Here is a 15,726-nt window from a genome sequence, read left to right on the forward strand (position 1 = left end):
ATGCGTGTACCATATACCGTTAGCCGGTTAGCGTTGTTTTAGTGAGCTGGCTGCATTTAATGGTACAATCCCTGCTGATTTAACAAAATCAGTAAACAGGTTTCCTATGTCTGATTTTCATTCAAAAAACTCACTTTATCCGTAAAACAACAGGCAAAATGATGTAAAAGCAGTTAAGTACTCACCTTTCTTTAAAAACGAATCTATGGACCTAATTAGACGAAATCCTTATCCGGGACTTCGCAGAACACTTTGTGCCTTAGCGGTAACAGGAGCGCTGCATTTTCCGAGCATTGCCAGCACCAGTCCCACGCACTGGTCAGGCCCGTCGCGCCTTCATCAGCGTATTGACAAAACCCTCACGGGCAAAGTAATTGATGAAAACAACAATCCGCTGCCCGGCGTAAGTGTGATCATCAAGGGAACAAGCAAAGGAACTACCACCGGCACGGATGGTAATTTCAGTTTGTCGGTGGATGATGCTGCGCAAACGCTCACGTTTTCATTCATTGGCTACACTTCGCAGGACATTGCGATTGGTAACCAGTCTGCTTTCAATGTAACATTGCTACCCAGCAGTGAAGAGCTTACCGAGGTGGTTGTAGTTGGTTACGGCACGCAGTCGACGGCGGCGGTAACGGGAGCTGTGAGTAATATTCAGGCCAAAGACCTGATCCGCACCCCTTCGATTGGTACTTCCGATGCGCTGGTCGGTCGCGTGCAGGGTATTACAGCCAGGAAAGCGGATGCACGGCCGGGCGCTGCCACGACCATTCAGATCCGAAATATGGGCACGCCCCTTTTTGTGATTGACGGGGTACCTTCCGATGCGGCCAACTTCAATAACCTGGGCCAGAATGATATCGAAAGTGTCTCCATTCTGAAAGATGCTTCCGCTGCGGTGTACGGGTTGCGTGCTGCAAACGGGGTAATACTGGTAACGACCAAGCGCGGAAAAGCGGGCGACGGTCCGGCCAAGATCAACATCAATGCGTATTATGGTTTGCAGAATTTTACCCGCTACCCGAAACCCGCCAGTGCTTACCAGCATATGCGCGGACTCGTGGAATCGGATGTAAACCAGGGACGTACTCCTACAATCACGCCCGAAGAGCTTGAAAAATGGCGGGTAGGTACGGAAAAAGGGTATCAGAGTTTTGACTACTACAAAATGGTGATGCGGCCGAATGTCCCGCAGTATTCGGTGAATGCCAATGTTTCCGGCGGTACCGAGAAAATCAGCTACTTCCTCTCAGTGGGGCACCTTAACCAGGATGCATTGATCAAGGATTACAATTTCAAACGGACGAACATTCAGGCGAATGTAGAATCTTATGTTACCAAGAAGCTGAAAGTGGGCGCGCAGATCAGCGGACGTATCGAGGACCGTTTTCAGGTGGGTGTGCCGGGACTGGATGATTACTTCAATCCTTTCCTAAGTATTTTCACCATGTGGCCTACCGAGCGTCCGTATGCAAACGATAACCCGAAATACATCAACCAGACCCACAATGTGAATGTGAACCCGGCGACCTATAAAAAGGAGGTAACGGGCTACATTGACGAGATCACGCGGGTGGTAAAAGGTAACTTCTATGCAGAATACGATTTCGCATTCGGCCTCAAAGTGAAGGGTACTTACTCCTATCAATATCACAATTTCGATTTTGACGGATTCGAATACACGTACGATGCCTACAAATACGACGAAGCTTCGGACGCTTACAATGTGGTAGCCGGCGGCGGTAACCAGAATCCCTGGCGCGAGCGGCGGAAACGCAATATAGTTGACCGTTTTGCGCAGCTGCAATTGAACTACAACAAAACCTTTGGCGACCACGAGCTGTCGGCTGTGGCGGCTTACGAGCAGTCGGATAATGTAAACACCTACCTGGTTGTACACACGGTACCTCCCAATAATTACATTCCGCTGATGTCATTTGCCAATCAGGATCTGCTGATCGATGAATGGAGCACGGAGGCGAGAGCGGGTTACATTGGCCGGGTTAACTATAATTATAAGCAAAAGTACCTACTGGAAGCGGTGGGCCGGTATGACGGTTCGTTTCTGTATGCGCCTGGAAAACGTTTCGGTTTCTTCCCGGGTGTTTCTGCCGGCTGGCGGATTTCGGAGGAGAACTTCTTCAAGGGAAAACTGGAAAATGTGTTCAGCAGTCTTAAAATCCGTGGTTCCTATGGTCGCACAGGTAGTGATCGTTTGAGCAATGATGCTTTTCTGGTGGCGCCTTTCAGCTATTTGCCGGGCTATAACTTCCTGCAGGGAAGCGCGATTTTCAATGGACAGTACAATATTGGTGTGAGGCCGCGCGGGTTACCCATTACTACGCTTTCGTGGATTACCAACATTTCTACCAACGTAGGTATCGATTTCGGTTTGCTGGGCGGCAAGCTGAACGGACAGTTTGATCTTTTTGAAAGAAAGAGAGAAGGTCTTCCCGCGGCGCGCTATGACGTACTGCTGCCTTCGGAAGTGGGTTATACTTTGCCTAATGAAAACCTGAATAGCGATACGCACCGCGGTCTGGAAGGTGTGCTGACTTACAAGAGCAATGTGGGGCAAATCGATTACACGATCAGCGCGAATGCCACTTTATCACGCCGCCGCGATCTGGATTTCTACAAACCGCGTTTTGGAAATTCATATAACGAATACCGCGATTCGTATGTAGACCGCTGGGGAAATATCAACTGGGGTTACCAGGTAGTGGGCCAGTTCCAGTCGCAGGAGCAGATTGAAAGTCACCCGATCAACAATGACGAGCAGGGCAACCGCACGCAGCTTCCCGGGGACTTTATTTATAAAGATGTGAATGGGGACGGTATCATCAACAACCTCGACGAGCGCCCGATCGGCTATGCGGAAGGCGCGAATCCGTACGTCAGCTTTGCGTTGAACGGCAGTGTGGCTTACAAGGGTTTTTCGCTGTTCTTTGATTTTGCCGGAGCGTCGCTTCAAAGTTTCCAGCGCAACTGGGAGCTGAAAATTCCTTATCAGAACAACGGTACCTCGCCGCATTTCATGCTGGAAGACCGCTGGCACCGGGCTGATCCTTTTGACCCGAACAGTGAATGGATCCCGGGCACTTACCCTGCGCTCAGAAAAGACAATTCGAGCCACGTCAACTTCCGAAAAAGTGATTTCTGGATCACCAATGTGCGTTATATCCGTCTGCGCAACATTGAGCTCGGTTACAGCTTCGATTCAAAAGTTTTCAAGAAAATCGGCAGCAACGGTTTACGGATTTACGTGAATGCGAGCAATCTGTTCTCGATCGACAATGTGAAAAAGTACGAGATCGATCCGGAAATTTCGTCGGGTAATGCGCTGGTTTATCCGCAGCAGCGACTCTTCAATGCCGGTTTCAGCATCAATTTTTAATTCAATCTGTTATGAAACGAATTTCACAATATTTACTCGTGCTGGCGATATTCATCCTTTCCGGATGCGCCGAGCAGTGGCTTGACAGAAAGCCACAGAATATCATCCTGGAAGAGCAGGTATGGAACGATTCCAAAATGATCACGGGGCTTCTTGCCAACTACTACGACCGCCTGCCGGCGCATACTTCGCTTACCACAGGCTGGGCTGAGTTTGCCGCATATGACGAAGCAATGTGGTCCAACAACGACGACGGCCGGAACAACATCGTTTCCTATCCATTTGACCGCTGGCGGCTTTGGGATTACGGCCTGATCCGCGATATCAACCTGGCGATCGAAAACATCGAAACTTACGGGACTTCCCTGAATGAAGGACAAAAGACGCAGTTTTCAGCGGAGTTCAGGTTTTTGCGTGCCTTCGTTTATTTCGAGCTGGTAAAAAGAATGGGTGGCGTGCCGCTGGTGACCAAGCAGCTAATTTACGATTTCAACGGAAATCCCGCTTACCTGCAGCAGCCCCGCAATACCGAGGAGGAGGTGTACGACTTCATCGCCAGCGAGCTGGATGCAGTGAAAGACCAGCTGGGCAATGACGGGAGCAACACGCGTGCAAACAGGTTTACCGCAATGGCGCTGAAAAGTCGTGCGATGCTGTACGCAGGTTCGCTTGCGAAGTATAACAATCTGATGGCCTCGCCTATCGCCACGCCTGGTCGCGAGGTAGGTATCCCGGCTGCGCGTGCCAATGATTATTATGCCAAATCGCTTGCAGCTTCCGAGGAGATCATCAACAGCGGCAAGTACCAGCTTTACAAGACCAACCCTAATCTGGGTGAGAATTTCTATGACGCGATCACCAAGAAATCTGCCAATCCGGAGATCATTCTTGCGCAGGATTTTCTGGTAAGTAAAGACAAAAGGCACGGTTTCACTTACGACAACATTGCCCGGAACGTGCGTGAAGACAACCTTTCATCTTCCTCCATTACACCGTCGCTCAACCTGGTTGAAGACTACGAGTACCTCGACGGAACTTCGGGAGAGCTGAAAACGCGCAATGCAGGCAACACGGATTACATCTATTATGACAATCTGCAGGATGTTTTTGCGAACAAGGATGCGCGTCTTTACGGAACGGTTATCTACCCTGGCACTTCTTTCCGCGGTACTCCGGTTCAAATTCAGGCTGGCGTGAAGGTTTGGAACCAGGCATCAAACAGCTTCCAGAATGTAGAATCGAATACGCTGGGCTCGAACTATGACGACGGGGGCCTGCTTACAGGCTCGTCGGGACCGCAGCGATCACAAACGGAGGTGACCAACTCAGGTTTCTATCTCCGGAAATATGTAGACCAAACCGCCATGTCGAGTACTCGCGGTATCCGCAGTGATATGTGGTGGGTACGCTTTCGTTTAGGTGAAATTTACCTGAATGCAAGCGAGGCTGCATTGGAATTGGGCAAAGCGGCGGATGCGATTAAGTATGTGAATCTGGTGAGAGAAAGAGCAGGATTTGGGGCGAACAGCCTGAAAACGCTGACATTGGCCCGTTTGCAAAACGAGCGGCGCGTGGAGCTGGCTTTTGAAGATCACCGCGTGTGGGACCTGGTGCGCTGGCGCATTGCGCATGAGGTTTGGAATGGGAATGCTTCCAACCCTGATGCGGTGATTTACGCGCTGTACCCATACCGGGTTGTACGTCCCGGGCATCCTACGCATAACAAATATGTGTTCGATAAGCTGGTAGCGCCTCGCTTCCGTGCACCACGGTTTTTCCAGATGGGCAATTATTATTCGTCCATTGAGCAGATCGTGATTGATAACAATCCTAAAATTGTCAGGAACCCATTCCATTGATCTTATGAAAACGACTAATCATTTCTTCAAACCAATGCTGCTGGGCCTGCTTTCGCTGGTGGCTTTATCTTCCTGCGAGAAGGATAACCGGGCTGAGCCGAAGTCTGAGCTGAAAGGCCGGATCGTGTATGAAGGTGCGCCGGTAGGTGTGCGTTCCAACGGTGTCCAGCTGGAAATCTGGCAGCGCGGGTACCAGCTTTTTACCAAAATTCCTGTTTATGTAAATCAGGATGGTACTTTTTCGGCTTCTCTTTTTGATGGCAACTACAAGCTGGTGAGGCTCCGCGGGAATGGCCCGTGGGTTGATAATACGGATACGATCGATGTGGAGCTGCGGGGCACAAAGGAGCTTGATGTGCCGGTTAAGCCTTACTTTGTTTTTCAAAATGATGTTTATTCCAAAGGCGAAGGCAAGGTATCCGCCACATTTAACCTCAAACAGGTTGATAATTCACGAACGCTGGAAAGAGTCAATCTATATGTAGGCACAACCACGATCGTGGATCCTAACAACAATGCAGGCAATGTGCAGGAAATAGCCGCCAACATTACGGACCTTTCCAAACCCATTACCCTGACAGCTACATTGTCCCCCACCCTGGCAAAACGGGAGTATGTGTACGCACGCATTGGCGTGAAGACTTCGGGTGTAGGTGAAATGCTCTTTGGCGCTCCGCAGAAGGTGATGTTGAGGTAAGAAAGCAGAAGCCGGTCGCATTAAATTGTGTGACCGGCTCTGTTTGTGTTTTATTTCGGAGGAAAATACTTGTAGATATTCCCCCGTGAAGCAATCAATATCATTAATATATCGGGCCGGACGTATTTAATACCCAACCTGTAACTTCCGACCCTTATTCTGTAAAGGTTTTGACCGTCCTTTTGCCCCTCCATTATGGCGTAGTCTACTCCTGCAGACTGCAGGTCCGGCGCTTTTCTGCGCTTATCTAAAATGTCTCTTACTGCGAGTTGCGTTTTTGGAGGTAAACTTTGAAGATCTTTCAAAAACTTCTTTTTATAACTCACTTCCATCCCATTGCCTGGTAAAGCTCGTCATGACTCAACGTTTCGTCGCTTTCCCTGGATTCCATCTGCTGCAGCATCAGATAGTCGTTCACATCCTCGTTATCTATGATGTGGACAATTCTTTTAACCTCTTCCAGCGTAAAGGGCATTCTGTTTTTCTTTGCAGAAAAATTAACGTTAGTCAAACCAAGCTTTTTGGCAATGTAGTCGTTCCGGTATCCCGAAACCTCAATAAGCTTTCCGATGTTCATAACAATCTGTTCGTAATTAGTGACAATATCGACGATCATGACGGAAGTTGAGTTTGTATTTATCTGAATACAAATTAGCACATTATTCAATACAATTCAACCACCCTCCACGTCGAGATTGAAACCGACAGCAAGTGGATGGCTTTTGTTTTGAGTTTCGATACGACGACTTAATTTTTAAAGAACTTATATCTACTTGTCTCTCACTTGCATTGATCAATTCGATGATAAACACCCCGGACGACAAGCTTTTCACATCAATTCCAGCGCGATCCATAGCTGCAGTTTCAATGAGCAACTTACCTGCCGGATTTGAGATCTTTACTTTTGATAAATCTTTTAGCTGATCTTCATTGAGCATCAATATATCAGAAACAGGGTTCGGGTAAACCGCATTTACATTGCGTTTGCCAGTATCAGTTGTGACAATTTTAGACAAGGCAAAAGTATTGTCTACATCAACCATTTTTAATCTGTAGTAATTATGTCCTGAGCTCGGAAATTGATGTAAAAATGTATATTCAGTAAGCATTTGACTTTCTCTGGAAGCATTGATTTGCCCTAGAACCTGCCATCTTTTTGCATTTGAACTATGCTGGATCTCAAAATGACCGCTATTTGATTCTTCGGTAGTTGACCAATGCAAGTTAACGGTCTGTCCTTCGCGATCAGCGCGGAAGGACGACAGCTTCACCGGTAGTGGGAAGTCTACCAGACTCACTAATGAATTGTCAACATATGACTCAACTGTCGCACCCGGGCCTGCATAAAACCTTCCGGCATCTGCCTGAATGCGATCCTGACCATCTACAGATACAACTATTAGGAATGGTATGTATAAACCCGAAAGGTCAGCAAACATGCAAGGGACAGTTTTTATGTTGTCACTTACATAGAAATTAAATTCAACCAGATCAATTTCAGCTCCTGCTGCAATGCTAAAAGGCTGGCTTCCTATCCACCTGATATCGGAATAATGTGTACTAAAACTAATTTGACTTTTCTGCGTGAAAGTACCTGCACCTTCATTTGGTAAAAATTTCAGGTTTCTTACCTCAGAACTGTAATTATAACTTTTGAGGTAAGCCACCATTGTAAATTGAATATCGTCCAAATTGCCGGTTATCAAACTGGATGTATTGTTCTTTATTCTAAAATTTATTTTACCTCGACTTTCGCTAAGCGAGATTGTGGCCTGCAACCCTTGTGCATTCGCACTAAAACAAACAAGAATGAACAGAAATTGTAAAAGTTTCTTCATCTGATGTCAATCGATTTTTAGAAATAATGTGAGTATGTCAAGAGGCAAGAATTCTTGTCAAAAAAAAAACCAAGTCTCCACATATTAATATCCATTTTAGTTACCCTAATATACATACAGCCCCGCAAGATGCAATAAAGCATAAATTACCCCATTTTAGTGCTGACCGAATGAAACTATTTGCCTTTTTCCCTTCTTTTCAGTAACTTCTATCATCAGCTGACGGGCCGTAAATGGAAGGGACCATAATATCATTCATTCGCATATAAACGGTCAACTGACCGCGGTGGTGGACCCAGTGGTTGAGCGTCGAGCTGACACCTTCCAGTATCGGCTGCGAGTAGAGAACTTCCTCACCATTTTTGAGGTAAAATGTACCATTAAGTGCTTCATCTGTTGCGCTTTGCAATGCATTTTTTGCTCCTGCCATATTATCCTCAAACACCGCTAACAATTCCTCAGTCGTTGTCGGCCGGTTATGTTTGTAAGTGGTAAAATTGACCTCTCCCTCCTCGACCATCACCTTAATCCATTGAGGAATTTCTGCAACTAACAACGTCAAATAGCCCATTTGCATTGATTTTGGATGCGGCTTGTACTCCAACAAATCAAATGGTATCCTTTCCAGGCATTTTTTGGTAGAACTGTACTCTGCTTCCAGTTCTTTCACATAAGCGGCTGCAAGTTCGGTGTTGTCCATAACTGATATTTTGTTTATGTTCAGGCTGTTAAAAAATAATGCCTGTCGTAATATCAGAATGAAGCAAAAAAGTGCCTTGATAGGCAGCACCGTCGCATTGCTGTTTGCATTGACGATCTACTGGGTTTTCCGTAGGAACTGGTGGCAGGAACTATTTGCAGTAATGACGCTCTCCTTTCTGTTATGCATGCCCTTCGGAATGGGTTTCCTGACCATTTACTTCCGCGGCGAAAGAAATGCGGCAGGGAAACGGGACGCTATTTTGATCCCCTGGCTGCCGCTGTCTGCCTTTGTAATCCTCACATTGTTCTGGCAGCTGGAAGGTTGGGCGTGCTGGGTAATGATATTACCGCTTTTCATGGCTGCAAGCTCCCTCGGCGGACTCGCTGGACGAAGCTTCTTGCATAAGTTGAAGGACAAAGACAGCAAGCTAAGTGTCTCATTCATTGTATTGTTACCCCTCATTCTAGCTCCCATTGAAGCATTGATTGGCAAGATACCGGGGACATACAAAGCCGATACACATATTGATATAGCTGCGCCAGCTTCTGCGATCTGGCCGCTGGTTACGCGTGTGAGTACGATTTCTGAGCAGGAGGATACCGGCTGGCTGAACAAGTCGCTCGGCTTCCCCCGACCGGTCAAGGCAGAGCTCAACTACGAAGGTGTCGGTGCCTACCGCGAAGCTATTTTCACAGGCGGTCTGATCTTCCATGAGACGGTTTCCGAATACAACCACGAGTCGAAAATGGTATTCTCAATCAAAGCCAACCCCCACGAAATTCCTTCAACAACCATGGACGAGCATGTGGTGATCGGCGGCGACTATTTTGATGTTTTAAACGGCACCTACGAGCTTGAAAAACTAAGTCAGAACCGCTACCGCCTGCATTTATACAGTCACTTCCAGCTCAATACCACCTTCAACTTTTACGCAAGCTGGTGGGCGAAATGGATCATGCAGGATATTCAGAACAATATCCTCGGTGTTATCAAAAGCCGGGCTGAAAAGACGGAATCCATTTGAATTTTGCGAGATATTCGCCACCGCAGGATAAATAAAATTGTAAGCGGGAGGCTGTAAAAGTATTTTGCCGATCAAACTTTCAGTTAAATAGGCATAAATACATTATGGAGATTTATCGCTGTCTAGATACGATTAACCCTACAAACGAGCAGGTAATATTGTGGGCCTATGATTGGGATCTGTATCTGACAGATCAGGATGAAGATCTGATTCTTCATTCAAACCAATATCTAGCTATACTTTGTCAGCTTGCCTGCGACCACAATTGTCCAAAAAAAGAATATTGCTTTTCAATACTAAAACACCACATTCAACATCTTTTAACCAGGCGTGATATTGAGAATATTAACGAAGCAGTAACAATAATCGCCCAAGTGGAATGTGTATCAGATATTGATGTTTGTAATTGGAGAGCCGATTTCCATTGGATTGCAGAACTGATCACAAGACCACGCAAGCTGAATTTAGAAGACATGCAAAAAATCGCCGGCTACATTATTGGTACTGACAATGAGACTCCCATATTAACGACAGTAAGTGCATCCGGATATTTCCAATTCGAGCAAATTTTCGAGGTATCCAAAGACTATCTATATATCCACCCCTCTACATCAGATTGGAAATACTTACATATACTTCCAATTGAAATTGACTAGCAAGGTTAAACAATTCGTGCTTCTTCGTGCATTCGTGGCAAAAAAACATCACCGTCGCACAGCCCGCTGCAACATATCCGTTTCCTGCAAAACCTTATTCTTTAAAAAGCCCGGATATTCAGGATTAGCTTTCAAAAACGCATTCACAACAGCGGCAGCTTCGGGGGATGAATGTCCGGAAAATGTGCTGTGCAGCCAGCGGGTTGGGAAGAAAATATCGCCGGTAAGCTGGATTTCCTGCAAAAGATCCAGAGAGGGACGCAGGTACTTTACCGCACTTTGGCCGCGCAAAGGATGATGCAGATATCCCAGCGCCTCAATAACCCAAGCTTCCTTTTCGCGACTGCTCTCCCTCTTCAAAGATTCAAAAAAAGCGTCCCTCACTTTCTCAGCAGGATTCAATGCAGGTATCACAAACTGCATTTTGGCTTTGCGATCGGGATTTTTGGTATTCAATATCTGCTCATTCAAAACTTCCGCGGCTGCTTCGGGCTGTTTCAATGCCAGTTCGTAAGCAAGGGAAATCTTGTCGTCTTCCGACAGTACCAGATCTTTCACAACCAACTTCCCATTCCAGAGTGAACGCATTTTTTGCAACCCGTCCGGATTTACCGCAACGTTTTTAAAAGCACGGAAATAGGAAGTTTTGACACCCTTATCCCGCGTTTCATTCAGCAGTCGCCAAAGCAGCTGTTCGAGCTGCACCTGCCGCGAAGCCCGGCCGCGTTCATCCAGGAAAGTCCACCAGGTTGTTTGTAACGCACCCAGCATGTAGTCGATCAGGAGCGGATTACTTTCTTTCGGCAATGTTGCCAGCAGTTTTTGAAGCAGATCCTCTGCGCCTGCATCCTTGCCCCGCAGGAAACCTTCCCAGATGTTCACCAGCATTGCACCTTTAAAAACGGGTTCGTCGAAAATGGAATCGGGCTCGTTATAGTGTGTAAAAAAGTAATTTTTACTTAAACTATCCATTTCAAAATAGCCGTAACCAGTTCCGTCTCCATTTGGAAAAACAAGCCTGCCATCCTGCGTATCACGTTCCTTTGAGTTGAGCGGCTGTAACCATACCCGCGCTGAAACCGAATCTTTAACCTGCTTCAACACCGTTTTATAATGCTCCTCGCCGGTTGTGTAGACCGGCATTCCTGCCGTTTTTACCCAAACATTACTCCATGCTGCAATATCCTCGGGCGTTTTGCGGTCTATAATCGCGATCAGATCGTCCCAGCGCGCATTTTTGAATGAAAATGTTTTCAAATATTCACGCAAACTTTCCTGCATTAAGTCAGCGCCAATGATCTTTTCGAGCTTACGCATGACAATCGGCGCTTTCAGATATATAATGGCGCCGTAAAGTGTCCCGGCATTTTTAAGGTTGCCGAGCTGCTGCAAAATCGGGTTTGTTCCCTGGGTCCGGTCGACTTCATACGCCCCCGGATAATGCGCGAGCAGGAAGCGAAGCTCGTGATTGATTTCGGGGAAACTGGGCTGCACGATCTTCGCCGCCATAAAATTGGCAAATACCTCTTTGAGCCAAACGTCGTTAAACCAATCCATTGTCACCAGATCCCCAAACCACATGTGCGCAGATTCGTGTGCGATCACGCTTGCTCTCGCCATAAGCCGGTTGACGGAAGGGTTTTCATCCAGAAACAAAGCAGATTCATTGTAGAAAACCGAACCCGGATGCTCCATGCCGCCATACTGAAATGAAGGTATCAATGCAAAATCAAACTTGCCGAACGGGTACGGAATGCCGGTATATTCTTCGAGCCAGGCGAGGGATTTCGCATGCAACGCAAATACCTCATCCCGGTTGCGGTTTACTTTTGTTGTGTCTGTCTCGCGGTAGTACATGGTCATTTCCCGACCGTCGACCGTTTGCGTAGCTTTAAAAAACTGACCCGCTGCAAACGCAAACAAATACGAGCTGACCGGCCTGGTTTCGGCAAATTGATAGATACTCTGGCCGCCCTCCTTCGTTTTTGATTTGAGCGCGCCATTTGAAACAGCCTCCCATTTCGCAGGTGTTTTTAATGTAAGCGTGTACTTCGCCTTCAAGTTGGGCTGGTCAAATAGCGGAAAGCAGGTTGATGCGCGGTCGGGAACGAATAAGGTATAGAGGTAATCGTCGCTCCGGTTGAGCGAGAGGTCACCCGCAATAAAGGATATCTGGATACTGTTTTTTCCTTTGTTCAAATGTTTTGGCTGAATAACGATGTGCTCATTTACAAATTGATATTTAATCTTTTTACCTTCACTATTAACGGCCAGAATGTGACTGCTGTCTGTATTAAAATCAAGTACAAGCGCAGAGTCCAATGATTTAAGCTCAAATGTAATCGTCTCCTCACCCTTGATCTGCGCGCTTTTCCCTTCCGGAATATCCAATGTAATTGCATAGCGAATGCTGTCGATATGCTGCTTGCGGTATTGGTTCAGTGAGAAAGAAACGCCTTTTTCGGGAGGGGTACTGTGCTTTTGGCATGCAGTAAAAACAAATAACAACAGGAGGAACTGAACGAAGATTTTCATTACTATTGGGGCTGATTGTTCCAAAAATAGTATTTAAATACCAACTTAGGGACAGCAAGATATTTTTGTTACGTCTCGTAACAATTTGTATATTGAACAACTAAACACACACTGATGAACGAATTTGACCTTAGAATGCGCCTGGCGGCGCTTCGTCAGTACTTGCGAGACAATGAGGATACGCTGACGTCTGAGAAAATCGACGAGATCCTGGATGTAATTGCCAAATTGTTACAGGTTTTAAATGAACTGGAAAAGAGACGATAGATATGACAGCTGCAATCACAAAATCGAAAGAAGACCTTGATTCTTTGCTTTCTGAAACAAGAAATGCAATTAATGAGGCCCAGGATTATCTCTCCAAAAACGGGGTCAGATATGAATTACATGACTGGGTTACCATTGCTGAATACTGCAAAAGATTTAATATTCCGAACACTCAAACGGTGAGCAACTGGATCAAACGGGGCATTGTACCCAAGGAGGATACAGTTGTCATTGAAGAATACAACAACATCCGCCTAATTAAAGCCATCCCTTACCACGAGACTCCAAAGCAATAGCAACCAACCTGTTGCCAACCTGATTACATGAAAATTATTCTACGATTTGCATTGATTTGCCAGATCGCAGTTACTGCTACTGCTTTCTCCCAAACCCTCTCTCCGCTCACAGTTGAAAAGATCATGCGGGATCCTAAGAACTGGATCGGGACTTCGCCTTCTGACATTACCTGGGCCGATGATTCGAAGACCATTTATTTCAATTGGAACCCGGACAAAAATATGTCGGATTCGCTGTACGGCTATTCGCTGACGGGCAAAGCGATCTCCAAGGTTAACATTCAGCAACGGAAAGTGCTTGCAGGAAGAAACGGGACGTATAACCGGAACCGGACTATCCGTCTCTATGAAAAGAATGGTGACATTCACCTGATCGATTACAAAGATTTCCGTATCCGCACTATCACTCAAACTGTCGAGAGGGAAAGCAATCCTGTATTCAGCGGTGATGAGAAGCGCGTGATTTTTGAGCGTGGCAATAACCTGTTTTCTGTCTCACTTGAATCGGGCTTGTTGGTTCAGCTGACGGATTTTAAACCCGGAAACAAGAAGCCGGATCCCAAACCAGGCGAACAGGAGAAGTTCTTAAAGGAAGATCAGCTGGCTATGTTTGAGGTTTTGAAAGAACGAAAAGAGAAAAAAGACGCCGGCAAGAAGATCTCGGATGCCGAAAAACCTGCATTGCCAAAGGAGATATATCTCAATGAAAAATCAATATCAAACCAGACAGTAAGTCCCGATTCCCGGTTTATCACTTACAGACTTGCCCAGCCTAATAAGTCAGCCAAGCAGACCATCGTACCCAATTACGTTACCGAGTCGGGCTTTACTGATGATATTTCGAGCAGAACAAAGGTCGGAGCGCCTGGCTCTTCCTACGAATTTTGGGTGTATGATGTAAAAAAAGACACTGCACGCAAGGTCAGTGTGAAGGATATCCCCGGCATTCACGATAAACCGGACTACCTCAAAGACTATCCTGAACTGAATACTGCCTGGAAAAACAAAGAGCGCGACGTCATTATCCACGGACCGTTCTGGTCAGAAAACGGGAACAATGCCGTGGTGGTGATCCGCTCGCTGGACAGCAAGGATCGGTGGATTATGCGCTTCAATGCAGATTCCCTTTCATTAAAGTTACTTGACAGACAGCGGGATGAAGCCTGGATCGGCGGTCCCGGAATCGGCGGCTATCCGATGAGTGCAGGTGAAATTGGCTGGCTTAATGAAGAGACTATCTACTTTCAAAGTGAGCAGACGGGGTACTCGCATTTGTATTCGGTTAACGTAAATACGGGCAAAAAGACCGCCATTACTTCGGGTAACTTTGAGGTTCAGAATGTAACCTTATCAAAAGACAAAAAGAGCTTTTACATTATTACTAATGAAATCCATCCCGGCGAGCAGCATTTGTTCCGGGTAGCTGTCAATGGCGGCGCCCGCACCAGGCTCACGCACAGTTCCGGTGCTCACGAGGCCACCCTTTCGCCGGACGAAACCAAAATCGCGATCCGATATTCCACGAGCAATACGCCCTGGGAATTACACGTAATGGATAATCCCAAAGCAGGATCAAAGCCTAAGGAGCCTCAGCGTATCACCGCGTCGGTTTCCAAAGAGTTTCTATCCTATCCATGGCGAGAGGCGAAAGTGGTGACCATCACTGCGACAGATGGTAAGCCTATTTACGCGCGCGTTTATGAACCGGCCAAATCAAATGGGAAAGCAGTGATTTTCGTGCACGGCGCAGGGTACCTGCAGAATGCACATAAGTGGTGGAGCCAGTATTTCCGGGAATATATGTTCCACAATTTGCTCACCGACAAAGGCTACACGGTGCTCGATATGGATTACCGCGCAAGCTCCGGCTACGGCCGCGACTGGCGCACGGGCATTTACCGGTTTATGGGAGGCAAGGATCTGACGGACAATACTGACGGTGCAGCCTGGCTTGTAAAAACATACGGGATTGACCCAAAAAGAATAGGAATTTACGGCGGATCGTACGGAGGTTTTATTACGTTAATGGGACTTTTCACCACGCCTGACGTGTTCAAGGCGGGCGCCGCATTGAGGCCCGTGACAGACTGGGCCTCTTACAATCATCCTTATACCGCGAATATCCTCAACGAGCCGCAGGCGGACAGTGTGGCTTATCGTAAGAGCTCTCCCATTTATCACGCGGCAGGTCTAAAAAACCATTTACTGATATGTCACGGAATGGTGGATGTGAATGTACACTACCAGGATGTGGTGCGGCTTTCCCAGCGGCTGATCGAGCTGGGAAAAGATAATTGGGAGCTCGCCTCCTACCCGATGGAAGACCACGGTTTTGCAGAAGCTTCCTCCTGGACAGACGAGTACAAAAGGATCTTGAAGCTATTTGAGGAAAATCTCTAAAACAAAATCGCCGGCAGAAGTCTCTGCCGGCGATTTTGTTTGAATGTAATA

The 15,726-nt window shown here is 46.8% G+C and carries 12 protein-coding genes; 8 read left to right on the top strand and 4 right to left on the bottom strand.

What is annotated here, in order from left to right:
• The first annotated feature begins 205 nt into the window (after positions 1-205).
• From AC1XTG_RS03250 to AC1XTG_RS03260, 3 genes are read left to right on the top strand one after another with little or no spacing between them, the layout of a single operon-like run.
• A complete protein-coding gene (locus tag AC1XTG_RS03250) occupies positions 206-3,400 on the top strand; it encodes a SusC/RagA family TonB-linked outer membrane protein (protein WP_484841005.1) in 3,195 nt (1,064 codons plus the stop codon).
• An 11-nt stretch (positions 3,401-3,411) separates the two neighbouring features.
• On the top strand, positions 3,412-5,259 hold the full coding sequence (locus AC1XTG_RS03255; RefSeq protein ID WP_056286993.1) for a RagB/SusD family nutrient uptake outer membrane protein: 1,848 nt from the start codon (positions 3,412-3,414) through the stop codon (positions 5,257-5,259).
• Between the two features lie 4 nt (positions 5,260-5,263).
• Positions 5,264-5,956, top strand: coding sequence for a DUF3823 domain-containing protein (locus AC1XTG_RS03260; RefSeq protein WP_484841006.1), 693 nt, complete (start codon positions 5,264-5,266; stop codon positions 5,954-5,956).
• 322 nt (positions 5,957-6,278) lie between these two features.
• Here the strand turns inward: AC1XTG_RS03260 and AC1XTG_RS03265 are convergent, their stop codons facing one another.
• The 3 genes from AC1XTG_RS03265 to AC1XTG_RS03275 all read right to left on the bottom strand — a co-directional run bounded on the left by AC1XTG_RS03265 (position 6,279) and on the right by AC1XTG_RS03275 (position 8,494).
• Positions 6,279-6,572 (bottom strand): hypothetical protein, encoded by a 294-nt coding sequence (locus AC1XTG_RS03265; RefSeq protein WP_484841007.1) that lies wholly within the window; start codon positions 6,570-6,572, stop codon positions 6,279-6,281.
• A 43-nt stretch (positions 6,573-6,615) separates the two neighbouring features.
• Positions 6,616-7,794: a T9SS type A sorting domain-containing protein gene (locus AC1XTG_RS03270; protein ID WP_484841008.1), complete on the bottom strand. Its 1,179-nt coding sequence runs from the start codon at positions 7,792-7,794 to the stop codon at positions 6,616-6,618.
• Positions 7,795-7,993: 199 nt separating this feature from the next.
• On the bottom strand, positions 7,994-8,494 hold the full coding sequence (locus AC1XTG_RS03275; RefSeq protein ID WP_484841009.1) for a DinB family protein: 501 nt from the start codon (positions 8,492-8,494) through the stop codon (positions 7,994-7,996).
• A 58-nt stretch (positions 8,495-8,552) separates the two neighbouring features.
• On the opposite strand from AC1XTG_RS03275, the gene AC1XTG_RS03280 reads away from it, so the two are divergent.
• Positions 8,553-9,521: an SRPBCC family protein gene (locus AC1XTG_RS03280; RefSeq protein ID WP_484841010.1), complete on the top strand. Its 969-nt coding sequence runs from the start codon at positions 8,553-8,555 to the stop codon at positions 9,519-9,521.
• Between the two features lie 104 nt (positions 9,522-9,625).
• Positions 9,626-10,177 carry a hypothetical protein gene (locus AC1XTG_RS03285; protein WP_484841011.1) on the top strand — a complete coding sequence of 184 codons (552 nt, stop codon included), beginning with the start codon at positions 9,626-9,628 and terminating at the stop codon, positions 10,175-10,177.
• Positions 10,178-10,225: 48 nt separating this feature from the next.
• Here the strand turns inward: AC1XTG_RS03285 and AC1XTG_RS03290 are convergent, their stop codons facing one another.
• Complete coding sequence (locus tag AC1XTG_RS03290; RefSeq protein WP_484841012.1) at positions 10,226-12,712, bottom strand: M1 family aminopeptidase; 2,487 nt, start codon at positions 12,710-12,712, stop codon at positions 10,226-10,228.
• A 114-nt stretch (positions 12,713-12,826) separates the two neighbouring features.
• On the opposite strand from AC1XTG_RS03290, the gene AC1XTG_RS03295 reads away from it, so the two are divergent.
• The 3 genes from AC1XTG_RS03295 to AC1XTG_RS03305 are packed head-to-tail and all read left to right on the top strand — an operon-like array spanning position 12,827 to position 15,675.
• Entirely contained in the window at positions 12,827-12,979 is a 153-nt protein-coding gene (locus tag AC1XTG_RS03295; protein WP_484841013.1) for a hypothetical protein, read from the top strand.
• Positions 12,980-12,981: 2 nt separating this feature from the next.
• On the top strand, positions 12,982-13,275 hold the full coding sequence (locus AC1XTG_RS03300) for a hypothetical protein (RefSeq protein ID WP_484841014.1): 294 nt from the start codon (positions 12,982-12,984) through the stop codon (positions 13,273-13,275).
• Between the two features lie 27 nt (positions 13,276-13,302).
• The gene (locus AC1XTG_RS03305) at positions 13,303-15,675 is read left to right on the top strand and encodes a S9 family peptidase (protein WP_484841015.1); all 2,373 of its coding nucleotides are present in this window, start codon (positions 13,303-13,305) and stop codon (positions 15,673-15,675) included.
• The last annotated feature ends 51 nt before the right edge of the window (positions 15,676-15,726 follow it).

It is taken from the genome of Dyadobacter sp. HNCC25DJ183, from assembly GCF_056895175.1.

Coding starts and splice junctions, on each gene's coding strand:
- AC1XTG_RS03265 (WP_484841007.1), bottom strand. CDS start 6,572: ATGATCGTCGATATTGTCACTAATTACGAACAGATTGTTATGAACATC.
- AC1XTG_RS03260 (WP_484841006.1), top strand. CDS start 5,264: ATGAAAACGACTAATCATTTCTTCAAACCAATGCTGCTGGGCCTGCTT.
- AC1XTG_RS03290 (WP_484841012.1), bottom strand. CDS start 12,712: ATGAAAATCTTCGTTCAGTTCCTCCTGTTGTTATTTGTTTTTACTGCA.
- AC1XTG_RS03295 (WP_484841013.1), top strand. CDS start 12,827: ATGAACGAATTTGACCTTAGAATGCGCCTGGCGGCGCTTCGTCAGTAC.
- AC1XTG_RS03255 (WP_056286993.1), top strand. CDS start 3,412: ATGAAACGAATTTCACAATATTTACTCGTGCTGGCGATATTCATCCTT.
- AC1XTG_RS03300 (WP_484841014.1), top strand. CDS start 12,982: ATGACAGCTGCAATCACAAAATCGAAAGAAGACCTTGATTCTTTGCTT.
- AC1XTG_RS03275 (WP_484841009.1), bottom strand. CDS start 8,494: ATGGACAACACCGAACTTGCAGCCGCTTATGTGAAAGAACTGGAAGCA.
- AC1XTG_RS03280 (WP_484841010.1), top strand. CDS start 8,553: ATGAAGCAAAAAAGTGCCTTGATAGGCAGCACCGTCGCATTGCTGTTT.
- AC1XTG_RS03285 (WP_484841011.1), top strand. CDS start 9,626: ATGGAGATTTATCGCTGTCTAGATACGATTAACCCTACAAACGAGCAG.
- AC1XTG_RS03270 (WP_484841008.1), bottom strand. CDS start 7,794: ATGAAGAAACTTTTACAATTTCTGTTCATTCTTGTTTGTTTTAGTGCG.
- AC1XTG_RS03305 (WP_484841015.1), top strand. CDS start 13,303: ATGAAAATTATTCTACGATTTGCATTGATTTGCCAGATCGCAGTTACT.
- AC1XTG_RS03250 (WP_484841005.1), top strand. CDS start 206: ATGGACCTAATTAGACGAAATCCTTATCCGGGACTTCGCAGAACACTT.